The sequence below is a fragment of the Paenibacillus agri genome (assembly GCF_013359945.1).
GTDB lineage: Bacteria > Bacillota > Bacilli > Paenibacillales > Paenibacillaceae > Paenibacillus_AQ > Paenibacillus_AQ agri.
In genome coordinates, this window is record NZ_JABWCS010000204.1 from 13,930 (window position 1) to 39,348 (window position 25,419).

Annotated in this window: 17 protein-coding genes; 6 read left to right on the top strand and 11 right to left on the bottom strand. The window is 52.2% G+C overall.

From position 1 onward, the window contains the following. Nucleotides 1–123: 123 nt before the first annotated feature. The 3 genes from gpmA to pdxR all read right to left on the bottom strand — a co-directional run bounded on the left by gpmA (nucleotide 124) and on the right by pdxR (nucleotide 3,546). The gene (gpmA, locus tag HPT30_RS10445; protein WP_175371345.1) at nucleotides 124–873 is read right to left on the bottom strand and encodes a 2,3-diphosphoglycerate-dependent phosphoglycerate mutase; all 750 of its coding nucleotides are present in this window, start codon (nucleotides 871–873) and stop codon (nucleotides 124–126) included. Between the two features lie 229 nt (nucleotides 874–1,102). Continuing rightward, complete coding sequence (locus HPT30_RS10450) at nucleotides 1,103–1,888, bottom strand: helix-turn-helix domain-containing protein (RefSeq protein WP_175371346.1); 786 nt, start codon at nucleotides 1,886–1,888, stop codon at nucleotides 1,103–1,105. Between the two features lie 53 nt (nucleotides 1,889–1,941). Next, on the bottom strand, nucleotides 1,942–3,546 hold the full coding sequence (pdxR, locus tag HPT30_RS10455; RefSeq protein WP_312876326.1) for a MocR-like pyridoxine biosynthesis transcription factor PdxR: 1,605 nt from the start codon (nucleotides 3,544–3,546) through the stop codon (nucleotides 1,942–1,944). Between the two features lie 81 nt (nucleotides 3,547–3,627). Between pdxR and HPT30_RS10460 the strand changes: the two genes are divergently transcribed. From HPT30_RS10460 to HPT30_RS29575, 3 genes are all read left to right on the top strand, one after another. Further along, nucleotides 3,628–4,248 (top strand): pyridoxamine 5'-phosphate oxidase family protein, encoded by a 621-nt coding sequence (locus tag HPT30_RS10460; protein ID WP_175371347.1) that lies wholly within the window; start codon nucleotides 3,628–3,630, stop codon nucleotides 4,246–4,248. Nucleotides 4,249–4,591: 343 nt separating this feature from the next. Next, nucleotides 4,592–5,893 carry an aminotransferase class I/II-fold pyridoxal phosphate-dependent enzyme gene (locus tag HPT30_RS10465; RefSeq protein WP_175371348.1) on the top strand — a complete coding sequence of 434 codons (1,302 nt, stop codon included), beginning with the start codon at nucleotides 4,592–4,594 and terminating at the stop codon, nucleotides 5,891–5,893. 156 nt (nucleotides 5,894–6,049) lie between these two features. Next, nucleotides 6,050–6,166, top strand: a complete 117-nt coding sequence (locus HPT30_RS29575) for a YjcZ family sporulation protein (RefSeq protein ID WP_217492848.1) — start codon at nucleotides 6,050–6,052, stop codon at nucleotides 6,164–6,166. A gap of 189 nt (nucleotides 6,167–6,355) precedes the next feature. Here the strand turns inward: HPT30_RS29575 and HPT30_RS10470 are convergent, their stop codons facing one another. Further along, on the bottom strand, nucleotides 6,356–14,191 hold the full coding sequence (locus HPT30_RS10470; RefSeq protein ID WP_175371349.1) for a glycoside hydrolase family 3 N-terminal domain-containing protein: 7,836 nt from the start codon (nucleotides 14,189–14,191) through the stop codon (nucleotides 6,356–6,358). A 270-nt stretch (nucleotides 14,192–14,461) separates the two neighbouring features. On the opposite strand from HPT30_RS10470, the gene HPT30_RS10475 reads away from it, so the two are divergent. Continuing rightward, entirely contained in the window at nucleotides 14,462–14,824 is a 363-nt protein-coding gene (locus HPT30_RS10475) for a RidA family protein (protein ID WP_066376556.1), read from the top strand. 126 nt (nucleotides 14,825–14,950) lie between these two features. Here the strand turns inward: HPT30_RS10475 and thrS are convergent, their stop codons facing one another. From thrS to HPT30_RS10510, 7 genes are all read right to left on the bottom strand, one after another. After that, nucleotides 14,951–16,906 (bottom strand): threonine--tRNA ligase, encoded by a 1,956-nt coding sequence (thrS, locus tag HPT30_RS10480; protein WP_175371350.1) that lies wholly within the window; start codon nucleotides 16,904–16,906, stop codon nucleotides 14,951–14,953. Between the two features lie 211 nt (nucleotides 16,907–17,117). Continuing rightward, nucleotides 17,118–17,261 (bottom strand): hypothetical protein, encoded by a 144-nt coding sequence (locus tag HPT30_RS10485; protein WP_175371351.1) that lies wholly within the window; start codon nucleotides 17,259–17,261, stop codon nucleotides 17,118–17,120. 1,210 nt (nucleotides 17,262–18,471) lie between these two features. Further along, on the bottom strand, nucleotides 18,472–19,692 hold the full coding sequence (locus tag HPT30_RS10490; RefSeq protein ID WP_175371352.1) for an ABC transporter permease: 1,221 nt from the start codon (nucleotides 19,690–19,692) through the stop codon (nucleotides 18,472–18,474). 1 nt (nucleotide 19,693) lies between these two features. Beyond that, nucleotides 19,694–20,440, bottom strand: a complete 747-nt coding sequence (locus HPT30_RS10495) for an ABC transporter ATP-binding protein (RefSeq protein ID WP_175371353.1) — start codon at nucleotides 20,438–20,440, stop codon at nucleotides 19,694–19,696. Next, nucleotides 20,437–21,930, bottom strand: coding sequence for a DEAD/DEAH box helicase (locus HPT30_RS10500; RefSeq protein WP_175371354.1), 1,494 nt, complete (start codon nucleotides 21,928–21,930; stop codon nucleotides 20,437–20,439). Before HPT30_RS10500 ends, HPT30_RS10495 begins: the two co-directional genes overlap by 4 nt. A gap of 98 nt (nucleotides 21,931–22,028) precedes the next feature. Further along, the gene (locus HPT30_RS10505; RefSeq protein ID WP_175371355.1) at nucleotides 22,029–22,805 is read right to left on the bottom strand and encodes an SDR family NAD(P)-dependent oxidoreductase; all 777 of its coding nucleotides are present in this window, start codon (nucleotides 22,803–22,805) and stop codon (nucleotides 22,029–22,031) included. Nucleotides 22,806–22,834: 29 nt separating this feature from the next. Beyond that, entirely contained in the window at nucleotides 22,835–23,290 is a 456-nt protein-coding gene (locus HPT30_RS10510; RefSeq protein ID WP_175371356.1) for a chemotaxis protein CheX, read from the bottom strand. Between the two features lie 250 nt (nucleotides 23,291–23,540). On the opposite strand from HPT30_RS10510, the gene HPT30_RS10515 reads away from it, so the two are divergent. Together HPT30_RS10515 and HPT30_RS10520 are read left to right on the top strand one after the other, a co-directional pair. Continuing rightward, nucleotides 23,541–24,443, top strand: a complete 903-nt coding sequence (locus HPT30_RS10515; RefSeq protein ID WP_175371357.1) for a LysR family transcriptional regulator — start codon at nucleotides 23,541–23,543, stop codon at nucleotides 24,441–24,443. 38 nt (nucleotides 24,444–24,481) lie between these two features. Next, nucleotides 24,482–25,291 carry a histidinol-phosphatase gene (locus tag HPT30_RS10520; protein WP_175371358.1) on the top strand — a complete coding sequence of 270 codons (810 nt, stop codon included), beginning with the start codon at nucleotides 24,482–24,484 and terminating at the stop codon, nucleotides 25,289–25,291. Nucleotides 25,292–25,419: the final 128 nt, after the last annotated feature.

The following is a 25,419-nucleotide window of genomic DNA, read 5'->3' on the forward strand; positions in this document are numbered from 1 at the left end:
ATGTATCATTTGTTTTGTGCCGCTTTACCGCATAAAAGGGAGCTCCAAAGCCATCATCCGGCTTAAAGAACTCCCTTTTTCCTTGATCAGCCCTGTATCGGCTGGCACGTTAACCTCGTTCGATTACTCTGTAACCTTACTCTGATTGGCTACCTCCTGGGCTTTGGCCTGCACTTCGGCCGGCTCCCCAAGATAGAAGCGGCTGATCGGATTCACATTATCATCAAGTTTGTAAACCAGCGGAACACCTGTAGGAATGTTCAGATTCAGCAGGGTCGCCTCGTCAATGTCTTCCATATATTTGATCAACGCCCGCAGTGTATTGCCATGTGCAGAGATCAGAACCCGCTCCTTCTTGCGAATCAGCGGGACAATCCGGTTAACCCAGAAGTCACCGACCCGGTGTACGGTATCCTCCAGGCTCTCCCCACGCGGAATATCGCCCTCACGGACATTTTGATAACGGATATCGGTCCGGGGATATCTTGGATCATCCGGCTCCAGAAGCGGTGGACGGACAGACAGACTACGCCGCCAGATATGAAGCTGCTCCTCGCCGTATTTCAACGCCGTTTCACTCTTGCTGAGCCCTTGCAGCGCCCCGTAGTGACGCTCATTCAGCTTCCAGGATTTCTGTACGGGAAGCCACAACAGATCCAATTCCTCAAGAATATAGTGCAAGGTCTTAATGGAACGCTTCAACACGGAGGCGAAGGCCAGATCGAATGTATACCCGGCTTCTTTCAGCAGCTTGCCTGCTTCCTTGGCCTCCTGGATTCCTTTTTCGGTCAGATCGGGGTCACTCCAGCCTGTGAACAGGTTCTGCCTGTTATACTCACTCTCACCATGCCGTATTAACACAATCTCATACATTTCTCTCTCTCCTTTAGCCTTTGGTATCGTCATCCCCAAGGTCCTTATGTAGCACCCCTGACAAAAGCGCACTTATATTCCTTATACCCCGGTTGCGTCCGAAGGATACGCTTCTATAGTACGATTATACTCCCGCCAGCTATGACATCACAAAAAAACCGGTCGCCTACCGGCGCCGGTCCTCTGTAATTTCTTATATACATTGTAATTAAAATCAGTCCCCGCGACTTCAGCGGATCTCAGAGGGGCTTTTTCCCGTATACTGCTTGAACTGGCGGCTGAAGAAGAAAATATCACGGTACCCCAGCGCGTCCGCCACTTCGGTAACGTTCATCCCGGCATACAGCAGCAAATGCTGGGCCCGTTCAATCCGGGCACGGATAACATAGGACTGAACGGACGAGCCGGTAAGCTCCTTAAATTTGATGGAGAAATACCGCGACGACAGTCCCGCCCGGGCAGCAAGATCCTCCACCCGGTGCGACAGACCGGGATGCTGGCTTACATAGTTGGCGACCTCATGAATCACCTCGGCGAGCTGGTTGCTGACATGACGCTCCACCGGCATGACCCGATCCTCCCGCAGCAAGTGGATCATCAATTGCTTCAGGATCAGTTGACCCTCCTGCTCCGCTGCAAAGGTCTGCACGAGAAAGAGCCGGACATAACGGGCAAGCAGATGCTCGAATTCCACCGTCTCCGTGAGTACGCGGTAAGGCTGTGGAACCTCGGTTACATCTTCAGCTACATCGAAATGAATGTATGTAAGCACGAGCGGTTTTTGCGGATTATGTGAAGCCACTGTGTGGTCTCCCGGACGGAACAGGAAGCAGCTCCCCTTACCAATCTCATAAGGAACCCCGTTGCGCTCCAACGTGCCTTCCCCGCTCCAGATATAGAATAAATCATAATTTTGCAACGGCTTCTCCCGCTTCTGCCATTTCCAGCCCGGTTCGCACACAATCTTCGCCAGGGCAGGCAGAATGACAAAAGAGGACGGCGATGCATGCAGCATAAATGTGACCTCCTGAAAGTTTAGTGCAGCTGTTCTTCTTCCATCATACCCTGTCACGTGGCATTTTGCACATCATCCCATGCCTGCTTTAGACGACGCATGCCTTCTTTAATAGAAGGAAGATCCAGATGGGAAAAATAAAAGCAGGCCGCAGGGGCTCCCGGCGCCACCCGGTACAGCCCGGCGTCCCGAAAGCCTGCGCCGCGCCGGAGGGCCGCGGCGCGGAAAGCCTCGAACGCCTCCGCGCGGCCCAGCCAGCGGGCGTACACATGCAGGCCAGCATCGCCGGGCAGCGGCTCGAACAAGCCGCCAAGCTGCGATGCGAGCAGGGCGCGGAAGGCCCGCCCGCGCTCGCCGTAGATGCGGGTCATCCGCCGCAGATGGCGGCGGTACCCGCCGGTGTTCATGAACCGCGCCAGGGCCCGCTGCTCCAGCAGCCCTGCCGCCAGCGGTTCATAGAGGGCTTTGGCGGCCACCGCAGGGCCGGCAAGCGGCTGCGGCAGCACGGCGTAGCCGAGCCGCAGGCCCGCGAACATTGTGTTGGAGAAGGAGCCGATGTAGATCACACGGTCACCCCGGTCGAGCGCCTTCAAGGGCTCGATCGGACGGCCTGTCCAGCGGAATTCGCTGTCATAGTCGTCCTCAAGGATGACGGCATGATGACGCTGTGCCCAGTCCAGTAGCGCCCGCCGCCTCTCCAGGGGCAGCACCGCGCCCGTGGGAAACTGCCGGCTCGGTGTCACGAACAGCAGCCGAGCGTTCCAGTCCTCCGGCACAAGGCCGCTCTCATCGACCGTGCCGGGTATTAACACTCCGCCGGTCACCTCAACCGCCCGGCGGATACCATGAAAGCCGGGGTCCTCGGCAACGGCGGGCGCACCGGGGTCCAGCAGCAGTTGGGTCAGCAGAACGATGCCCTGCATCGAGCCGCTGAACAACACGATCTGCCCGGCCTCTGCGCGGATGCCGCGGGTAATCCGAAGGTGTGCGGCGATAGCCCGCCTTAAGCCTTCATCGCCCTGTGGCGGGCCGGCGCTCTCCAGCAGCGTGCCGCCCTTACCTCCGGCATAAGCAAGAGCGCTTTTCCATTCGCTGTAGGGAAAGTGCACCATTTGCATTCCCTTACTGCTAAAATCGATGACTTCTCCCCCGAAATCTTCATAAATTCGGGCCGGGGCCGAAGCGACCGCCAGGCGCTTCCCCCAGGCCGAGAGTGGAAGATGAGCCGGCTCACCATATTCCGCAGCCTCTGAAGCCCCACCTTCATTAGTGATAAAGGGTGAAAGGGGCTGTTCATGGGTTTCCTGATGCGTTGCCGCGAAGATATCCTCCGACACAAACGTTCCCCGGCCGGTCTCTCCCTGAACATAGCCGTCGGCCAGGAGCATTTCATAGACCTGAGAAGCCGAACCTCGGGACAGGTTATACAACTCGGCTAATCTTCGCGTGGATGGCAGCCGGGTGCCGCCTGGCAGCGTCCCCTCCAAAATGGCCGCACGCAGAGCATGATAGAGTGCCAGATATTTATAGCGATGTAACGCCAGATACTGATCGTAAGGTAATGTAAGCTCCATAATGAGGTCATTCCTTTCACTCATGAAACCAATTGGACTAATAAAAATAATGCAAATCGGTCCTTTTTTATTGTCAATTTTCATTCTATCCTGTAGAAACCAAGACATACAAGGATAAGCAGGAGCGAACGCTCCACAAATTCAAGAATCAAAGGAGTGTTCTACATGCGCAGAAAAGAATTCCAGGTCGACAATGAGGAGGAGCTGCAAACCTTCCTGAACGAGATGAGCTTCGGCTTTCTCGGTACGACGGATGAGCAAGGACGGCCAAGGGTGACCCCGCTGAATTTTGTCTACATAGACGGATGCTTTTATTTTCACGGCAGCCATGCCGGGGGCAAGATGGAGGCCGTCCGCCGCCAGGAGCGGGTATGCTTTACGGTTGCGGACGAGTACGCATTGATTCCCTCCTATTTCAGCGATCCGCATCTCGCCTGCCCTGCCACCGCATATTTTAAAAGCGTAACGGCCTTCGGCACCGCCGAACCGGTGAGTGATATTACTGAAAAAGCAACCGTGTTAGCCCTGTTTATGAAAAAACTCCAGCCCGAAGGCGGCTATGACGAGATTGATGCAACTGACCCACAATATCGCGGCCGCCTGAAGGGCGTTGCCGTTGTCCGCATTACGCCGGATGAGTTGACCGCCAAGTTCAAATTCGGACAGAATCTCAAAGAAGACGAACGGACAGGCGTGATCAGCGGTCTAGCAGAGCGGAACGGAGAACGGGATGCAGAAACGATAGAATTGATGAAAAAGTTCTGTCCTTATCCACATGATTTATAAAAATAAGACCGAGAAGTCACCTAATTATTAGTCCAGTGGACAACGTATACTCGCCGGACTTGCTGAAATGCATGGGGTACCCAAGCAGTTCTTTCCCGCTCCCGTCAAGGCAGGGATAACAAGATGCTGCACCCTTATGAAATGAAGCCCGAAAAGAACTGTCCGTCTACTGCGGACAGTTCTTTTTTCAAAACTAAAACGGACTGCTGAGGCCGCTGGAAACGCCGTAAAACTATTTGAAAAAAACGCGCTTTCATCAGTGACGGCGGCATTTCGCGATGATATAATGTTAGGCAATGTTAAGCGTATCTATTCCCCAAGATAACCCGGAAGGATGAAACTGATGAATTCATTGGCTGGACAATTGAACGAAAGTATCAAAGCCGGAAATGAACATGTCTACGAGATGCTCTCCACCCTTGGCAAGGAAATTTATTTCCCTAAAGAAGGGATTCTAAGCCAATCTGCGGAAGCTGGTGCTCATGCCAAGAAATACAATGCTACGATCGGCATTGCCACTGAAGGCGGCGTACCTATGCACCTTGGCGTCATTCAAGATAAACTCTCTGCCTACAGCCCCAAGGATCTTTACAGCTATGCTCCCCCGGCAGGCAAGCCGGAGCTGCGTACTGTATGGCGTGAGAAGATGCTGCTCGAGAATCCGTCGCTGGAAGGCAAGTCCTTCAGCAATCCCGTTGTGACCAATGCCCTCACTCATGGGCTTAGCATTGTTGCCGATCTGTTCGCAGAACCGGGCGATGCCGTCATCTATCCGGACAAGAACTGGGAGAACTATGAGCTGACCTTTGGCATCCGTCGTCATGCCGAGACCGTTAACTATCCGCTCTTCACGGACGAAATGACCTTCAATAGCGCAGGTCTGCTGGATGCGCTGCTCGCTCAGAAAGAACGCGGCAAAGCGATCGTACTGCTCAATTTCCCGAACAATCCTACAGGATACACCCCGGGACTTCAGGAAGGCGAAGAGATTGTCGCTGCCATTCTTCGTGCAGCTGAGGAAGGTATAAACGTAGTTGTAGTTAGCGACGATGCGTATTTCGGGTTGTTCTTCGAGGATTCACTCAAGGAATCCCTGTTCGGCAAGCTGGCCAGCCTGCATCCGCGTGTTCTCGCCGTGAAGGTAGACGGAGCGACGAAGGAAGAATTCGTCTGGGGCTTCCGTGTTGGCTTCATTACCTTTGCTTCGGAGAACAAAGATTTGCTGTCTGCACTGGAGCAGAAGACGCTCGGTATTATCCGTGCCACAATCTCCAGCGGAGCCCATCCGTCGCAGACTTTCGTGCTGGATGCGCTGAAGGCACCGGAATTCTCGGCTCAAAAGGAAGAGAAATTCCAAATCATGAAAGGGCGCGCCAATAAAGTGAAGGCGCTGCTCGACAGCGGTAAATACGGTGACGATGTCTGGACATACTATCCGTTCAACTCCGGCTACTTTATGTGCCTGAAGCTGAAGACTGTCTCTGCGGAAGCGCTGCGGCTGCATCTCATACACCATTATGGACTTGGCACCATCGCACTCGGCGAGACCGATCTGCGCATTGCCTTCTCCTGTATTGAAGAGGAGCATCTGGAAGACCTGTTCGATCTGGTCTATGCAGGCGTTCGTGATCTTGAAAAAGCTTGATTTCACTGATTTTTCATCCATTATCAGTCCCGACTTGATCCGGGGCTGATATTTTTTTGTCATTCTTTCCGGCATTGGCCCATACACCTCTCCCCCTCCGCACATACAATACGATGTACTCAAGTACACACACTCACATGCGGAAGGGGAATGAACATGAGCGAAGAAGTTAGAGGCGGATACGGACACGGACACGGTGGATTCACAAGTACTGGCGCCATTTTGGTTCTCTTTATCCTGCTGGTCATCATCAGCCGTTCACTCTTTATCTAAGTTGAACTGACAAAGTAAAGAAGAGCGCCTCTGCGCTCTTCTTATTCTGTTAGTATCTCATCGCACCACAATCGCAGCAGCTCACAGAGATGATTATCCTTGGAAACAGCAGCCGCATTAAAAAAACGCCTTGACGAAAGCATACGTCAAGGCGTTTTTTATGCTCTCCGTTACCTGCCGGCAGGGAGATTACAAATTATACAGATTGTAGATCAGCACCGCGGCCTCTGCACGGGTCGTTACCCCGAGCGGATGGAGACGCGTACCATCCCCTTTGATGATTCCCGCTGCGATCAGCACCGCAACGCTATCTTGGGCGTATGGCGCCACTTGACCCGCATCACTGAAGCTTTGCCAAGAGGCCCCGCTTCCCGCCGGCAACTTCTTCCCTGCCGCGGCGATCGCCTTGGCGGCCAGGGTCATCATCTCCTGACGCGTCACCGAAGCATCAGGATCAAAGCTTCCATCCGGACGGCCGGAGGCAATATTCAGCTGCTTGGCGATAGCCAGCGCTTCATACCGGTAGTCGCCCGCCTTCACATCACTGAAGCTGCTGTCACTTACGGCAGCAGTGTCCAGACCGAGTGCTCTGACAAGCAGGAGTACAAAGTCTCCGCGTTTCACCTCACTCTGCGGTCCAAACGTTTGGTCCGTAATACCGGTAATAATTCCTTTGGACCCAAGCACTTCAATCGCCTGACGGGCCCATGGGTAACGCCCGATATCCCCGAAGGTCTTCTCCGTAAACGTAATGACATACGTGCCGGAGAATGCTCCGCTAAAGACTACTGCCCCTGCATCACTGTGATATTGACCACTTGGTACAGCGGTCAGTGTTCCTGCTGCATTCAGGCTATGGATCGTGACATGTTCCTCTTTACCACGTTCTCCAGCCAGTAGCACATACGGCAGGGAGACTGTGATCCGCAAATCCGGTGATTTCCACGATACTTCTTTTCCATTAATCGTTGCACTAATTTTGTAAGCTGGCCGTGCATTTTGTCCTGCTAATGATCCTTCTGCCTTAGCAATGGTAATGATCCATGGCGATTGACTCTGATCCGCCCCCGCCTTAAGCACACTGGCCGGAATCAACAGCGTACCGAATCCGGTACGGACTTCAATAGAAGTCTTCGCATCGGCAAACAATGCTCCTGCCGGCAGCCCAAGCTCATAGGCTTTGGCATCCGCCAGAGCTGGAATTTCAATGACAACATTCTTTGCATTGCCAGACAGTGCAGCTTCCGCCTGCTTCAAGGCTTCTGCGCTGACCGTTGCCCTTGCACTGCCACTGTCTTTGTTTAAGACTGGTGACGCGGTGATAATTTTGCCATCAACAACACTTTCTTTGCTTCCACCCGCTACCGGTGTTGGACTTGGTGCCGGAGCATACCCTGAGTTCGTATCCGGGCTATAGGTTGATCCCGGCGTTGGGCTTGGTGTTGCAGTAGGTGTTGGGCTCGGAGTAGGTTCAGGGCTTGGCGTTGTACCCGGCCCACCATCCTCACCCAGGATATATTCAAAGCTCGATACGTCGCTGGCCTTCCAACCCTCTTTGAGCGCGATAGCCTTAATCGTCTTACTTTTGCCTACAAAGATTGGTCCGCTATAAAGTTGACTGCTAGCTGTTGGAACGGAACCATCCTGAGTATAGCGAATTTCCGCTCCGGCTGTTGCTGTCGTCAGCTTCACCTTCACCTCGCCGGTGTATGTGCCTCCAGCAGGGTCTGCTTGCGGCGCGGATACCTTCTTCACTTCAGAGTCTTCGGTGATGAGGTAGGAGAACGGTGCAACATAGCTGCTGTTCATACCTTCCTTCACCGCTACAGAACGAATGACGGTCATCTCCGAAATCTCAATCGGTCCGCTGTACAGCTTGCTGTCTGCTGTAGGCAGAGAACCATCTGTAGTGTAGTAGATTTCTGCTCCTTCCGTTGCCGTGCTTAAAGTGACGATTTGCAAGCCTTTGTACGTGCCCCACTTCAGAGAAGAGACAGGCAGTGCAGCCTTGCCCTCCTTCACTACGCTATCGTCCGCCGGCTCCAGTGAGAACCAATCCAGGTTCGCCCCGTTGTTGTTTAGCGTGATCTGCAGAGTCTGTTCTCCCTGTGCAAGCCGGACAACACCACCAGCCTCACTGTATGAGTCCCAGTTGCCTGTTGCTGGCATGGCCGCATCCAGCAGCTTATTACCGTTCGCGGACAGGGTCGCACTTACGCCGCCTTCTGTGGTGGCATAACGATAAATGATTTTGTATAATCCGGCTTCAGCAACGCTCAGCTTATAATCAAAAGAACCACCGGATGAGGTAAATCCAATATTTTTAAATTCCAAAGTGCCGTCCTTCAAATTGCTCTGAATCCCGTTTGTTGCAGCATTATAATAGTTTTCAGCTTCAACTTTAATGAACCTGCTGCTGTCCATGACATCCGGTACATATTCTTCTACTGCGATGCCGCTGAGTTCATATCCGCCCGAACCTGCTTGCAGGCGCAGCTTCTGCTCGCCGCTCTTCAACGGAAGAACTGCACGAATGCCGACTGTCTGCGAATAGAGATTCGGCACATCTACTGCTTTCAAGGTTTGACCTGTTTCTGTTTTGAAAATAATCCCCTGAGACGCTGCACCTGTGGATGTCGCTGTCAGCGTTACCGCATAGTCACCATCCTCCGGTACATTCACCCAAAAGTCCACGCTATCCCCGGCATGAATACCAGTCAGCTTGGCTCCGCTGCCTCCACCGCTCGCTGTCATCCCTTGCAGGCGGTAGAATTGATCCAGCGAACTCAGCTCCAAAAGATTGGTAGGCGCAACCGCACGGGTCGTTCCCGCCAGCGTAGCTTCCGCCGTCAGCGTGCCTCCGCCTTCAGAATCAGCGTAAGCGCTGGTTGGCACGTTCACCTTCAGCTTCAAGTCGCTATAATATGGCTGCCCATCCCAGGCCAGCGTCAGCTTCACTTGAACCGGATTGATCAGAACGGCCGAGGCAATGGAGACATGCCCCTGATCTTTTGCCGTTCCAGACACGGTGATGTCTTGAAGGTGTTCAGGGATGAACGTTCCCCCCGTCAGAGAGATTATGATGTCCTGTCCCTTCACGTTATAAGGCAGACTCGATGGCGTAAGCGTAATGCTCTCCTCATCGTTCACTGCCTTTACGGTAACAGGGACTTTCAGAAGCTTCACATTGCCGTAAGCTTTCTGTGACTCGGTCTGATATACATCAGCCGTAACAGTCAGTACACGATCACTGTCAAAATCAACGCTACGCGTACCTTCCAGCACAACTTTAGCTGTGTGATCATCTACTCGGTACACACTGTTCACTACGGTGCCAGCGTAATCTTCAACGTTCCAATATGCTGCATCCAGTTCTGGTGCATATTTTTCGTTGAGCAGAGTAACAAGCACCTCAGTTCCATCCTCCTGGCCTTCAGTGAGGATCGTATCCGATTGAAGCGCAGGGCCGATTACCAGTGATTTCAGCTGGAACCCTTCCCCTGTTACTTTTAGCGTCAAGGTCTGATCCCCGGCGGGTAGAGTCACGGCACCTTGGAACGACTGCCAGATGTTCCATCCGCCTGTACCCTGTAAACCGTAGGTTGCTGCGGTCACAGTACTGTCTCCCTCACCTGCAAGCAGTTCAAATCCTGCGCCGTTATTGGCGGTGGCATAGGATAACAACAGTGGATAGCTGCCGGCCTCAGGTACATTGACCTTATATTTCATCCAATCGCCATTGTCGGTATATCCAACCGTTCCATCCTTCACCAGAACCCCGGAGGACCCGGTAAAATCTGCGGCAGGAAGGATGCCCGGCAGGCTATTTGCTTCAGCAGAAGCTTTTGCAAGAGTCAGCGATTTAATATTGTAGCCCTTGCCAGTGGTCTTCAGCGTAAGCTTATGAGTCCCTTTATCCAGTGCTAGAATCGTGCGATTTGCGGCAAAATCCTCCTCACCCGCAGTCTGCTTGGTCAAGTGAATGACTCCAACAGGCTTCTGGTCTTCAAGGATCTCCACTTGCTGACCAGCTCCGGCAGTGCCGGTAAAGCTGTGTTCAAAATTCAGGACATAGTCTCCGCTTTCTTGCACATTCACTACATAGTCAAAGGAAGAAGTACCATCTGAAAGTCCGGAAATGTATCCATTGTCATGCTTGGTGTATTGGCCCTCGGCAGTATCAAAATCAACAGCATTCCAAGTGCCCGGTACCTTCTTGATTCCACTCACACGTTCCCATGTATACGTTCCAACCGATTTGGCAGGTAGCACTGCAGTAATCTGTGTACCGTCAGCAAGCAGCTTGAAGTGCTGCGCTTCATTCGTCTGGTTGATCACTACGGTTACGATTTCTTTGCCATCCGGGCTTGCAAACGCCACGTTGGTTATAGTGCTGCTTGAGCCGTAGTCGCTGTCAATCCGCACATAACCTGGCTTGACGAACTTGGTATACTGGCCCATCAAATAATATTCCGGCAGCAGCCAATAGTTGTTGCGGTCCGATGAATCTTGCACAATCGGCGTAGGATCGGGAATTCCCGTCCATTGGTGGGAGGCGATATCGCTGTCCAGCATCGCTACCCAGGAGTTGTAGCTACGGGCCCAATTACGGAAATACTGGGCCATCCGGTCAGCACCTGACGTCCCCCATACAGCACGTTCGGTCAGGTAGACATGCTTCTCAGGATACAGATCATGAAGCTGGGTCATCAGCCCAAGATCGCCTCCGTAATCATGGAAGGCTGTACCGTCCACGGCATCATAGGCGCCCTCTTCCTTATTCCCGAGAATCTGTGCCGGATACGCCATCGTATCACCAGGGTTGTGGTCAAAGGTCCACAGCTTCACATACGTGAATCCGGCAGCATCCAGTTCGGCACGTAACAGCTTGGCGAGCCGGGACTGCTGTTCCCAGGACATTCTGGTGCTAGGGTACTCAATCTCCAGCAGAGGTTCATTCTGCATGGTCATTCCCTCAAAGGTAATGCCGAGCTTCGCGTATTCCTGCAGGAATCTCACATAATATTTGGCCAGCACTGGCAAATATTCTTCCTTCACTTGCCCTTTGATCATACTGTCCGTTGTCTTCATCCAACCCGGCGGGCTCCATGGTGAAGCAAAAAACTTAATATCCGGGTTAATGCTTTGAATTTTTTTCACGGTGCTGATGATATGGTAGTCAATATCCTTCTGGATCGAGAAATTCTCCAGGTTAACATCTGTTTGTCCTGGCGGCATATCGTTATAGCTGTAAAATTCTTTATCTGTAAAATCGGCCGTCCCGATCGTCAGGCGCAGCATACTCATGCCGATTCCGTCCTTCGGATCGATCATCTGGCGAAGCAGCTCATCCTGCTTGGCCGGAGACATCTTGGCCAGATTGTTGACGGTCGATTCCTCCATCGAGGTTCCGATACCCAGAATCGACTGATATTTCTTGTCCGGATCAATGTGAATGGACGTGCCTTCCGCATTATTCGGCAGGGCAATATTCAGCGGTTTCTGCTGCTCCAGCTTGGCATCTCCCTCCTGGTAGCGGTCGGCATAATACCATTTCCGGTCAGATGGATCACGTTCTCTAGAGACCCAGGAGCTGACTGCATCCTGTTTAATGACGTTCTCTTGTACCGCTTCCCCGCCGCCACCCGGGTTTGGTTCTTCGGTCGTGACATCCCCAGTCCGGGTGTATTGAACCCAGTTCAGGTTGATGTTGCCGCTGGTAAATTCAAGTCGGATTTTTTGCAAGCCTGCCTTGTGGAAGACTACATTATCCACCGCTTGAGTCTGCCAGTTCTGCCAGCCTCCTGTCGATGTTACGCTTAAGGTGCCTAGTGTCTTCCCTTCTGCGGATTTGACCCTGATGCCCGTAGGGTTGCCATTGACTGCATACCGGAAATCCACCCTATAGGTGCCTGCTTCAGCCACGTTGACATTATAGTCAAGCCACTCCCCTGCTGCGGTGTAGCCAACATTGAGTCCTCCGCCTACATCCTGTGTCTCCTGGGTTTGCAGACCTGCGCTCTTGGCGCTGAAATCTTCAGCCTCAATTTTCCCTGGAATGAGATGTGACGGTTCCTGGACTACCGGTCCTTCAGGCAGAACGGGTGTCTCTTCATTTTTAGTCAAACCATAACCGGTCTTGAACAAGACATTCTCACTCTCGTTATTCACCGGATATTGGTCCAGTGTGAATGGCCAGCGGATCGGGTTCTTGCCCTTAAATTCCATGTCGCCGAACAGCACATCGGCAACTCCTGCCCCCTCCGTACCTGGTAACCAGGCCGCGACAAGTGCGTCCCAATCCTTCAACTGCGGAGCGATTGTCATCGGACGTCCGGAGACGAGCACCACAACAATCGGAATATTAGGATCAGCAGCCCGAATGTTGGCCACTGTTGCCAGATCCTGCTCATCCAGATTCAGATTCGTACGGTCTCCGGCGCTCTCCGCGTATGGTGTTTCGCCAATTACAGCGATAGCCACATCATGGCCGGACGCACCGCGTCCGTTTTTGTTATACGTAACGCTTGCGGACGGGGAGACGACATCCTTGATGCCCTGCAGAATAGTGGTTCCTTCCGTGATCTTGCCGGATTTCCCCTGCCAGGTGATCGACCAGCCACCAGCCTGATTACCAAGATCATCCGCATTCTTCCCGGCGACAAAAATCTTCTTCATCCCGCCTAACTGGGACAGAATCGGCTTGCCGTTCACCTTGTCATTCTTTAACAGCACCAGTGATTCCGCTACAGACTGCCGCGCTAGTGCCCGGTTCTCCGCGGAGCCGAAGGCACCCGCCAGATCAGAATCACTCTTCGGATGCTCGAACAGTCCGGACGCGATTTTCACCCGAATAATCCGCTCAGCAGCATCAGTAATGCGCTCCTCCTTGATTCTGCCTTCGCCTACAAGATCCTTGATATGCTTCAAACTGACTTTCCAGTCCGCTGTCAGCATAAACATATCAACCCCGGCGTTGACAGATGCGGCAAGCTGATTTTTCAATCCGCTGACCGGATTCCCGTCACTATCCCGCGTAATTTGCTGTACAGCGTTATAGTCAGAAATAACAAACCCTGTAAAGCCCAGGCCTCCGTTCTTCTTGTCGCCCTTCAAGACATCTGTGAGCAGATGCTTGTTAGCATGCATCTTCAAACCGTTAATGCTGTGATAGGATGCCATTACAGTCTGCACACCTGCATTCACAGCAGCCTCGTATACTTTCAAATCCTTCTCGATAATTTCTTCCTCGGTGTAGTGAGTAGTATCACCCTGGTTTACTCCATTGTCCGTATAACCCTCACCTAGATAATGCTTGGCTGTACCTGTTATAGTACCTGAACCAGCTAATTCCGCAGGCGTTCGTCCCTGCAATCCCAGAATATAAGCCGCCCCAAGCTTGGCAGTAATCTCTTGATTGTCACTGAAGCCCTCGTACGTGCGCCCCCATCTTACGTTGTAAGGAGAGGCCACTGTCGGTGCAAAGGTCCAGTTCGCTCCGGTCGCCGCCACTTCCTCGGCAGCAGCTGCCCCGATCTTCTCTGTCAGTTCAGAATCATTCGCTGCCCCCAGCCCGATGTTGTGAGGGAACAGCGTAGCCCCTATGAGATTGTTGTGTCCATGCACTGCATCGACGCCATACAGCAGGGGAATTCCCAGCCGCGTCGACAACGCGCCATCCTGATATCCGTCAATCAGCGCTCTCCAGTGATCCGGTGTACTGTCGCTTTCTTTTCCATTCGGAAAGGAACCGCCGCCACTGAGGACAGAGCCCAGTCTATACTCCATCACTTCCTCAGGTGTTACCGAGGCTCTTTCAGCCTGAATCATCTGCCCGATCTTCTCGTCCAGTGTCATGCGGGACAGCAAATCGGCTGTGCGTTCATCCACGCTTTTCCTCGCATCATAGTATACCGGAAGTCCTGTCTCATCACTTGCGGCACGTGCCACGCCTGCCCCCAGCACATCCAAAACCACTGAAGACAGCAAAAGCATTACCAAAAAAAAGGACAATCTTCTTTTCACGCCTGAATCCTCCCCCAATGTTGTTGTTTGGTACGGAAATTAGTGCGCACTTCCATTTGGAAACGTATACAAATTTAAGCTCAGGCTTATTATGCTGGAGACGATTGGTAAAAGACAGGCCTCATTTTTTAAATCATCTGCACCGTTTTTGCGAAATTAACAATTATTCAGGATTTACGGCGGTCTGAAAGGAGGTACTATGAATCATAGATTTAAGAACATATGTTTGGTATAATGGATGAAAAATTACATAGATAGCGAGGAAAATAAATGATTACGCGCTTATCCAACCATTACGGGGATGATACCTGCTCTGCTTTCACCGCTGCCGGAGATTTCATCTTTCTTGCCCATCATTCAGGAGGACACGAGCGGGACGATATCGCCTTTCAGATGGTGCAAAGCTTCGAGAATCTCAAGACCACCCTGCATGCCGCAGGAGCCAGACTTGGCGATCTTGTGCAAATCAACCTGTATCTGCGGGATATCGAACATTTCTCCGTCGCCCGCGACGTATTTCGCACGTACTTTGATAATGAGACGTTTCCGGCAAGAATGACCACCACCAGCAAATTTGTGAATTCATCCTGTCTGTGCATGATCGATGGGATTGCTTATAAACCCCGGAGCTAGGTCCGGCATTCTTGGGAATCACACGCAGGGACCTGACCTCATCTAGTTTTATTGCCAGTATTGTTGTTACCGCGAAAAAAAAGAGCGCCTGACGGAATCCGCCTGGTGCTCTCTTCATTAGATATCTTAAGCTTGTGGTGTTGCTATCGCATAATTGTCGTTAAGAAATTCAAGGGACTTCAAGGCGATCTCCTGCTTGATCACTGCCAGAAAGGATTGGAGATCTGTTGTCACTGTCTCAGCCTGCCCCCGCTTGCGGAGTGAGATGGATTGTCCGGCCTGCTCGCTCTCACCCAGTACGATCATGTACGGAACCTTCGCCATTTGCGCTTCGCGGATTTTGTAGCCCAGCTTCTCGCTGCGGTAGTCAACTTCAGTGCGAATACCTGCCGCCTCCAAAACCTTTCTCACCTGTGAAGCATACTCACTGTACCTATCAGAGACCGGCAGGATCTGGACCTGCACAGGTGATATCCATACGGGGAAGGCCCCGGAGAAATGCTCTATTAATATCCCGATAAAACGATCAATGGAGCCGTAGACTGCCCGGTGGATGACCACTGGCCGATGCTTTCCGTTATCTTCGCCAATGTAATTGAGATCAAACTTCTCTGGCATCTGGAAGTCCAGTTGAATGGTTCCACACTGCCAGCTGCGCTTCAGCGCGTCGAGAATGTGGAAGTCGATCTTCGGTCCGTAGAATGCCCCGTCCCCCGGGTTGATCCGATATTGGATGCCGCGCTTCTCCAGCACATTTTGCAGGGATTGCTCCGCCGCGTCCCACAGCTCCTCGGAGCCCATGTAATCCTCAGGACGAGTAGACAATTCGATGCTGTACTGAAAACCAAAGACCTGATAGATATGGTCAATGAGCTCAATAACGCCGGCGATCTCCTCCTCGATCTGGGAAGGGAGCACGAACAGATGAGCATCATCCTGACAGAAGGAGCGTACCCGCATCATGCCATTCAGCGCGCCAGAGAATTCATGGCGGTGAACCTGACCGAATTCGGCCAGACGCATCGGAAGCTCCCGGTAGGAATGTCGGCTGTTCTTGAACATCAGCATGTGACCCGGACAGTTCATAGGCTTCAATGCGAACTTCGTATCGTCTACATCTGTGAAGTACATATTGTCCTTATAGTGATCCCAGTGCCCTGATTGCTCCCACATCCGGACGTTCATCATAAATGGTGTACGCACTTCATCATAGCCGCCCTGTCTTTGCAACTCACGGGAGAAGTCCTCCAGCTCTGTACGAATAATCATGCCTTTGGGCAGGAAGAAAGGCATGCCCGGCGCTTCTTCCGAGAACATGAACAATTCCAATTCTTTGCCCAGCTTGCGGTGATCCCGTTTCTTGGCTTCCTCCAGCAGGTTCAGATGCTCATCCAACTGACTCTGCTTCGGAAAAGATGTACCGTATATGCGCTGCAGCATGACGTTATTGGAATCTCCCCGCCAGTATGCACCGGCTACATTCAGCAGCTTGAACGCCTTGATCTTGCCAGTAGACGGCAGATGCGGTCCCCGGCAGAGATCGAAGAATTCTCCCTGGTCATAGATGCTGATAACCGAATCTTCCGGCAAATCACGAATCAATTCCAGCTTGTAGGGATCTTCCAGTTCCCCGAAGATGGCCAGCGCCTCTTCCCGGCTAACTACACGGCGAGTAATCGGGAGATTTTCTTGGATAATCTTCTTCATTTCTTTCTCAATGACTTTCAGATCGTCTGTAGACAAGGATTTCTCCATGTCGATATCGTAATAGAATCCGTCTTCGATAACGGGACCAATGCCCAATTTGACGGCCTTTTGCCCATATATTCTTTTCAGTGCCTGAGCCAAGAGATGAGCTGTGCTGTGCCGGTATATCTTCAGTCCTTCCTCATTCTCCAGCGTCACAATCTCGATCCCGCTATCGGCCTCTACCGCTGTGCGGAGATCCACCAATTCACCATCCACTTTGCCGGCAACTGCCGATTTCCGCAAAGCGGGGCTGATGGAACCTGCAATCTGTTCTACAGTCACGCCTTGTTCATATGCCCGGACAGATCCGTCCGGAAGTCTCACTTTAACCATTTGTTATGCCTCCATCCACGAATTATTGAACGCAAAAAAACACTCATCCCAAGGGACGAGTGCGTTCAGCTCGTGGTTCCACCCTAATTTGACCCGCAACTTGCCAGGTCCTCATCAGCATCTTGTAACGGAGATGGTCCGGTGATGTATACTTCCGCAGGCACGGAGCCTTCAGGTTCCACATCACGGCTACAAAGGGGTAACTCCATCGTCAATCAGAAGAAGCTTGCAGCGGTTGCTTCTCTCTCTGTGCAGCTTGATTAATGGAATCATGTCTCTGGTCATAGCCGGGATTGTATGGCTTGGCGTTGATTATAGCTGTGCTTAAAAATAAAGTCAAGGCGTTATTTGTCATGATCTCCTCATGAAAGGGGCTGTCCCAGAACTAGCTATTCATTGATGAGAAGCCCGACTGTTCACAACAATGCGAAAAATAGATAATGGCGGAGCGGAGGAGGCTTCCTGAACCCCATGTTTTATTTGACGGTTGACGGCCCTCCTTTAGGAGCTAGGGATAGGGAAGACATGGGCAAGAGGCAGGCGCAGGAGACAGGTAAAACACAGGCAAGTCACATACAAGTCAAAGGCAAGTCACAGACAAGATTTACGCAAGCCCAAAGACTAACCGCCTTCAGTGTGCTTGTGAATCCTGTAAAGTAGAAGTAGTGCCAGCTGTCTCTAAACAACTGGAAATACTACCGTTAATTTTCAAAAATGGGAAATTTCCAAATGATAACGGGGAAAACTCCCGTAAATCTCTAAGATCATCCTCAAATTCCCTATAACAAGGGGAATAAAAGGATAATCCCCTTCTATTTTGAGCAAAACGCTTGAAAGGTAAGGATTAACGGGAGATTTTCCTGCTTAACCAGAGACAAGCTCCAAGGTTAGAGCATGAGACCTGCACAGGGCTCTGACAATTCCACCATGCTGTGCTATAGGCTCTGACAATTCTACCAACAGCGCTACGGGAAGGAACGAAGTGTAATTAACGGCATTTTTGTACCTTAAATCGTCAACAGCTGAGGGTTAGAGGAGATTAAGTGCAATTTTGTACCTTAAATTCTCCAGAATACCCCGTCCAGCGTGCTTTTCCGAAAACTAAGATACAATAATGCCCTTATTTCCCTATTTTGCCTATATTAAAGAAAAATAAGGTACAAAAATGCTCTTAATTGGAGAGGTGGCCCTCTTTTTCACTGTTCAGACGACCGGTGGAGGAGAATTGTAAATATACCGCTTTCTATCGACAGACTATGATCCGGTGCAGGGGGTTACGCTTTGCCCGTACGTCGAATGACGGAACCGGGGAGTGTGTTTAGACAACTAAAGAACAACCGGGTTCCCGGCGATTTCTGCTTCGCGGCATAGAATAAGCGACGCCCCCGGTCGGATGGCTTCCGCTTGTCCATAATGTGTTGAAGCAAGCCGCAGTGGACCAAAAAAGCAGAGCAGCGATTCTCCAATAACGGAAAAATGTCTGCTCTGCTTACTTTTTTTGTCGTTAGTATGAGAGAAGCGGTGTCCGATCGTTAGAAAAACTACTTCAGGGACAGCCCCTTCTGCTATAAATCTTCGTCATCCAGTGAAGCTTCCTTACGGGAAGCGTAAGCCTTAAACAGGTAAGTCAACAGCGCGCCGGCGACCAGATTTCCGGCCACCAGCCCTGGCTGTTCCCCGATTCCCCTGAGGAAGGGCAACCATAACAATACCGCCAATGCAAGCTGGACGCGGAAGATAAACATAATTGAATTCTGCGCCTTGCTGCCCTGTGGCAGGGGATACACAATTAACCAGAAGGACTCGCTATGCAGTCTCCGCAGTGCAGACAACTGAATACCGACAATGAACAGGAAAAATAGATAAATCCCGCTGCCCAGATAGCTGTCATGGTTCCACCAGTTCAGGAACAAGGCAATCACGGCGATCCGCAACACAATTGCGAAGATGTCACCGCGGGCAAAGCTCTTGGTCAGCAGAAAACGATAGGCTGTATTCTGCCGCCAAGGCAAGCGGCTCCCCCATTTGGAGAGATAACGACGGGCATTAACCCGCTGCTCGCGCCCAGGCACGTCCACGAACCAGCCCAGAATCATCAGCGCCCGAGCGCCCTGGTTCTTCTCGGTGGCAATGAGCCGTTCCCACGCCACACGATGGCGTCCCGGAACGGAAAGCGCTGCAAGGTAAGCCGCCGCCAGCAGCACAATGAAAATCAACGCCCGGCCGGGCGGCTGCCAAATCCAGGCTGCGATCATGAGACCGCCAACCGCCCAGCGCAGGAGGGAGAACGACCTGGAGGCAGGGCGCGACAACATGCCAAGCTCGCGCCAGCAGCCGAAGCTCGACAATAGCTTCACTCCCGCCAATAAGAGCACTGTAGCCCCAAGCAGCTTGGGAGCGTCTTCCGTGCGTATGTACAGCGGCCATAGCGTTATCAGCACAAAGACTAGCCGCAGGAGCTTCCACACATTCCCGCTAACCCAAGCCGGAGCAAAATATTCCCGCATCCGGTGACCCTGCGGCAGCAGGAAGACAGTATCCGGACTTTGCAAATAAGTCCGGAAGCTGCTGTGCACCGCCGCAGGCAGCAGCAGTACCAGCATGATCCAGCGAATCGGAACGCCCTCCGGAATGTTCCGGAGCAGTGATGTATACCAAGCGGAGAAAGCGATCACGAGGAAGAGAAATACCATCGCCACACCACTTTGGATAATATATCCGGTATAGGGTAGCATTTTGCCCATGGACTGGCTCCTCCGCTGCCGCCGCAGCTCCTTCAGATCCATATCACTGACCTCCTTGAACCAGCTCGTAGAACAGCTGCTCCAAAGACTGTCCCGGTTGTCCAGCCGCCGCAGTCATTTCTTCCAACGTGCCGCTGGCAACCACCTTGCCTTGATGCAGCACAATAAAACGGTCACAATAGTTCTCGATCGTAGACAGAATATGAGAGCTGAGCAGAATCGACGCCCCGGATTTCTTCAGATCCATCATGAAGTCCAGCAGGGAACGAATTCCTAGCGGGTCCAGACCCAGAAAAGGCTCGTCAATCACATACAAGGCAGGACGTGCCACGAAAGCGCACATAATCATGACCTTCTGCTTCATGCCCTTGGACAGATGGGAGGACAGGGTGTCCATCTTGTCCTCCATGCGGAATAGCTTCGCGAGTTGGATGCTGCGAGATTCATAGTCGCTGCGGTTCACACCATAAGCTCGTGCTGTAAATTCAACATGCTCCCGCACTGTCATCTCTTCGTACAACAGCGGAGATTCCGGTACAAAGGACAACGCCCCGTGATACCCCTCGGGATCAGAAAGTCGTGTCTTATCGTTGACCCGAATTTCTCCCTTGTGCGGGGACATCAGCCCAAGAATATGTTTCATTGTCGTGCTCTTGCCTGCCCCGTTCAGGCCGATCAGACCTACCATCTCACCAGGCTGCACTTGTAGCGCAATATCATGCAGCACTGGTTTGTTCAGACTGTAGCCACCAGTTAAACCCGTAATTTGTAATACGGGAGTTATACTCATTGGCCATCCCCCCTCGGAGTTTTGTTCTTAAGCCACTTCGGCGCTCCCTTATTCTTCCGGTCCTGCTCGCGGACCTTGTTGCTCGCCCGTTTATTTGGAACAGGTGCTGCTCCGCCGCGGTGATCCCGCCGTGGTTCCCCACCGGAAGCCGCACCAGCTTTCTCTTGCGCCGGACGCTGGGTCGGCTCGGCAGAATTAGCCGCTTTTGCAGCAGCAGCAGAACCGGTACCTGTACTGGACGTCCGCACCGCAGGCTTGCCGCTGCGGGATGCCGTTCCACCGCTTGAAGAACTGCCGCGCGGTGCTGTTCCGCCGCTATAAGAACCGCCACTGCGGGCCGGACTGCGGGCTTCATCCGACGTAAGCACCTTCCCGGCGAACAATTCGCGCTCTTCCAGCGCAATATCCAGCTCCCGTGCGAATTTGCGCATAATAAAAGTCTGCTGCTCTGTCACAATGGAGACCGATAAACCGCGGCGTCCCATGCGGCCGGTCCGGCCAGCCCGGTGTACATAATGCTCGGAGTCAAAGGCGGGATCAAAGCTCACCACCAGCGACAAATCCTCAATATCCAATCCCCGCGCAGCCACGTCACTGGCGACCAGCACCTTGAATTTACCGTCACGGAACTTCGCCAATACATGGCTGCGTGTAACTTTATCTGCATCTCCGTATAGTGCTGCCGCTGTCAATCCCAGATGGTTCAGCTTGGCTTCTACTTCGGCAATATCATCTGTGGCATTCACGAACACGATGGCCTTCTTGGGATTGTAATGGCGAATCACCCGGCGCAGCATGTCGATCTTGTTCCGCTCCTCCGTTACCACGTAATGATGCTCCAGAGTTTGGGAGGTCATCACTCCCGGGGCAATACCAACTTCTGCCGGGTTCTTCATCTCCCGTGCCGCTAGTGCTTTCGTCTCCGGCCCAATCGTGGCCGACAGCATGACAAGCTGTCTTGTCCGCAGCGCACTGCTGACAATCTTCGCTACCTCTCCGGCTCCGCTTAGTTGGAACATTTGGTCTGCCTCGTCAATAACGATGGTGGTGACCTCATGCATCTTCAACTTGCGCAGTCCGATCAGTTCCCGGATTCGGCCAGGGGTGCCGACTACAAGCTGTGGATGCTCGCGCAGCTTGTCTATCTGCCGCTTGATCGCCGCACCGCCGATCAGTCCCTGCACACGGATTCCCCGGTGTGCACCATAACGCTCAGCTTCACGCAGAATCTGCATGGCCAGCTCCTGTGTAGGCGCAAGCACGAGCTTCTGCACCACTTTCTGTTCCGGGTTGATGCCCTGAAGCAGCGGCAGCAGATAGGCCAGCGTTTTACCTGTGCCAGTCTGGGAAGCCGCAATCACGTCTCTTCCTTCCAGCAGCAACGGAATGGTCTGCTCCTGTACAGGGGAAGGCTCGTTGATGCCGAATTCTGACAATCGGGCTGCTAGGTCTTCCTGGATGCCGATGGCCGCAAATGAAGCTTTAGTCATAATAGTAATTCATCCTTTTCGCTTGAGATAATATCTTTATTATATGCCAAAAAGGCCTCTCCACCAAATGGAAGGCCCCATCGTCCTGTTGCCGCTCGTTATTTACGGTTCATGGCGTTATAGGTCAGCTTGTCCGCCAGCCGGGGAAAAAGTCCATACAGCCGGATGCCGAAGCCCGCGAGGCCCGGTAGATCCAGCTCCTCTTTACCCTTCTCCATCAACCGGACAATCTTGGTGGAGACATGCTCCGGTGTCATCATCATTCTCGCCACGCTCTTCTCATACCCCCCCGACGGGTCGGCAATCTTGAAGAAATCTGTCGCGATCGGCCCGGGATTGACTGCCGAGACAATGATGCCGGTCTTGCGCAGCTCTTGTCGCAGCGCATTCGTAAAACCCAGCACAGCGTGCTTGGTTGCAGTGTATGCCACCGCTTTAGAGGTTCCGATCTTGCCCGCCATGGAAGCCACATTCACGATCTGGCCGCTTCCCCGTGCCAACATATGCGGAACTACCGCCTTAGTGCAACGGACAATCCCCATGTAATTGACATCCATCATATCGTCAAATTCCTCGGGGTCCATGTCTGTGAACGGGGCAAATTTGCCATACCCGGCATTGTTAAGCAAAATATCAATTCTGCCATAATCAGCAAGGATTCTGTCAAACGTCTCTTCAACGGCTGCCGCATCCCGTACATCGCACGGATACAATCCAAAAACGCCCGGAATTCCGGCCGCCGTTTCTTTCAGCTTGTCTTCTGAACGCGCCAACAGAACAGGAACCGCACCCCGGCCGCTCAACATCTGCGCCGTGAGTGCGCCGATGCCGCTCGACGCCCCTGTAATGACAACAATTTTATTCTTCAGCTCCATGAAATGCAGTTCAGCTCCCTGTCTTTACGCTAAGAGATCATCACCTGAATATCCAGTTCGCCGATACCTTCCATCAGCAGTGGGATGCTAAGCGCTTTGCTCGATTCAAACGACATACTGTCCGATTTCATCACCTTCGGCGGTGTAATATCTACAGAAACCCCCTGATTGGATAAAATGGTGCTGGCATTGCCGCTGATCATATTGCTGAGCTCCGAAATCGCGCTTTGGCCCATCTCGTCCATCTCCGTAATGACAAAACCACCCATCATGATCGACACCATACGTAGCGCTACCTGCTCTGCAATCCCGAAAATAATATTTCCGCTAAGCTGTCCGGTCATCCCTACCTGTATCCATATATGATTATCGATTTGCTTGATCTCCTTGACACCCAGATTACCGGTGGACGGCGAAACCTGAATTACTTGCTCAATTACAATGCGTGCAGACTCCAGAAACGGATTGATTACTTCTGCTTTCATGAAGATGCTGTCCCCCCTCGCTAGGCTTTAGTCATATACCAAAAGTCCCAGGCAATATAAATTATTATACTCCATATATCGGCACAATTCACCAAAAATTAAGGCCTGACCAACTAAAATCCCAAGATTACTCAAGGCGGATCATTGCCCTGCCGGGTGTAATCTCCTATAATTTAATCAAATACCAACAATGTGCGTAAGATACGTTAATAACAAGGAGCCACTTCGGTTGGTCCAAGGGAGGAATTCCATGAACATCAGCCAGCTTGAGACGCTTATCACCATCTCCAAAACCATGAGCTTTCGCAAGGCGGGAGAGCAGCTCAACCTGACCCAACCGGCGGTTTCGGCACAAATCAAAAGTCTAGAGGAAGAATTCAAGACCCAACTTGTTGACCGGAACCAGCCCGTCACGTTGACGGATAGGGGCCAAGTATTCTTGACCCATGCTGAACAAATTGTAAATATTGTCGAGGAATTAAAGCAGCGGCTTGCGGATCTGGAAGAGAACCCGCAGGGGCATATCGTTCTCGGCACGACCACTTCCATCGCCATTCAAATTCTTCCGCGTATTCTCTCTTACTTTAAAGACCAGTTTCCCCATATCAAAACATCTATCTCGTCAATGTCCTCCTCCCAGATTTATCATCAGGTAGAGAACGGACTCGTCGATGTCGGCATCGGTTATCTGATCGGCAACAATTCGGGCGTGAGCACGTCCACTCTGTATTATGATACCTTCGAGCTTGTCGTTTCACCCCGCCATCCGCTGGCACAGGTCAAGACCGCAGGAATAGAAGCCTTGGCCAAAACGCCGCTGATCCTGCTGTCGCCGGATACCGTCGGCCGCAAATTTGCCGATGAGGTCCTGGCCAAACATGGCATTCAGCCCCAGGTCATTATGGAGCTGACCAGCAGTGAGGAAGTCAAACGGATGGTGGAACTGGATCTCGGCGCCGCTATTATCTCCAAGCAGTCTGTCACCGCAGAAGTGCGGGCAGGAAGCCTGAAGATTGTGCCGATTATCGAGCTTGAAGTCACCCATCCGGTAGGTGTCATTACCAAATCAGGCAAATATGTTAACTCCGCTATGAGACAATTTCTAAGCGATCTCAAAGGCATGCCGGAAACGCAATTCATCGGTTCAGAATAACCGACACACCACTATATTGGTCAAAGGAGAGTCCCGCCATGAAATTCGATCTGCACACACATCATTTTCGCTGCGGCCATGCCGACGGAAACATCCGCGATTATATTGAGGCTGGACTGAGCGCCGGACTGAGCGCCATAGGTATCTCCGATCACACCCCTTACTTCGGAAGCCCCGAGGAACAAGCCTATCCGCGCATCGCTATGGCGAAGTCGGAGCTGGCATTCTATGTTGATGAAGTTCTGTCGCTGAAAAAAGAATACGAAGGCCGGATCGACGTGCTTCTGGGTATCGAGTCGGATTATTTTCCACAATATGCGGAGCTATACCGCACGACACTCGCACGCCATCCCTTCGACTATATTATCGGGTCAGTGCATTATGTGGCTGATGTCAGTATTTTCAATAAAGGCCGCTGGAAAGGGTTGAACCGCTCTGACCAAATAGCAGCCAAAACCGAATATTACCGCCTGATTGCTGAGTCCGCCCGCAGCGGCATGTTCCAAATTCTTGGGCATATCGATGCCATGAAGGGTAATTACCCGGCTTTCTCCGAAATACCTGCACCAGGCCCGTTGGATGACTGCCTACGTACCATAGGTGAATCCGGCGTGGCCATCGAGATCAACACCTCGGGTAAAACGAAGCTGAGCGGGGGCTGGTACCCGTCTGACGCCATTTTAGAGCGGGCCCTGCATTTCGGTGTCGAGGTTACCTTCGGCTCTGATGCGCACAAGCCGTCCCGTGTGGCTGATGAATTAGACGATGTCGCTGCGCGCCTTAAGGAAATCGGGTTCAAGCACTGGGTATACTTCAAGCAGCGGGAGAAGGTCACCGTAGCCCTCTAGTCACATGCATAACCGTACATTCCCATATATGATCAACGGCAAAAAAAATGGACCCGAGTGATCGGGTCCCAAAGCAGTTATATATTTTCAAAAGGGGGTCATGTACTTAGTTTAACCGGACACTGTTA

Coding starts and splice junctions, on each gene's coding strand:
- gpmA (WP_175371345.1), bottom strand. CDS start 873: ATGTATGAGATTGTGTTAATACGGCATGGTGAGAGTGAGTATAACAGG.
- HPT30_RS10450 (WP_175371346.1), bottom strand. CDS start 1,888: ATGCTGCATGCATCGCCGTCCTCTTTTGTCATTCTGCCTGCCCTGGCG.
- pdxR (WP_312876326.1), bottom strand. CDS start 3,546: ATGAAAATTGACAATAAAAAAGGACCGATTTGCATTATTTTTATTAGT.
- HPT30_RS10460 (WP_175371347.1), top strand. CDS start 3,628: ATGCGCAGAAAAGAATTCCAGGTCGACAATGAGGAGGAGCTGCAAACC.
- HPT30_RS10465 (WP_175371348.1), top strand. CDS start 4,592: ATGAATTCATTGGCTGGACAATTGAACGAAAGTATCAAAGCCGGAAAT.
- HPT30_RS29575 (WP_217492848.1), top strand. CDS start 6,050: ATGAGCGAAGAAGTTAGAGGCGGATACGGACACGGACACGGTGGATTC.
- HPT30_RS10475 (WP_066376556.1), top strand. CDS start 14,462: ATGATTACGCGCTTATCCAACCATTACGGGGATGATACCTGCTCTGCT.
- thrS (WP_175371350.1), bottom strand. CDS start 16,906: ATGGTTAAAGTGAGACTTCCGGACGGATCTGTCCGGGCATATGAACAA.
- HPT30_RS10485 (WP_175371351.1), bottom strand. CDS start 17,261: ATGACAAATAACGCCTTGACTTTATTTTTAAGCACAGCTATAATCAAC.
- HPT30_RS10490 (WP_175371352.1), bottom strand. CDS start 19,692: ATGGATCTGAAGGAGCTGCGGCGGCAGCGGAGGAGCCAGTCCATGGGC.
- HPT30_RS10495 (WP_175371353.1), bottom strand. CDS start 20,440: ATGAGTATAACTCCCGTATTACAAATTACGGGTTTAACTGGTGGCTAC.
- HPT30_RS10500 (WP_175371354.1), bottom strand. CDS start 21,930: ATGACTAAAGCTTCATTTGCGGCCATCGGCATCCAGGAAGACCTAGCA.
- HPT30_RS10505 (WP_175371355.1), bottom strand. CDS start 22,805: ATGGAGCTGAAGAATAAAATTGTTGTCATTACAGGGGCGTCGAGCGGC.
- HPT30_RS10510 (WP_175371356.1), bottom strand. CDS start 23,290: ATGAAAGCAGAAGTAATCAATCCGTTTCTGGAGTCTGCACGCATTGTA.
- HPT30_RS10515 (WP_175371357.1), top strand. CDS start 23,541: ATGAACATCAGCCAGCTTGAGACGCTTATCACCATCTCCAAAACCATG.
- HPT30_RS10520 (WP_175371358.1), top strand. CDS start 24,482: ATGAAATTCGATCTGCACACACATCATTTTCGCTGCGGCCATGCCGAC.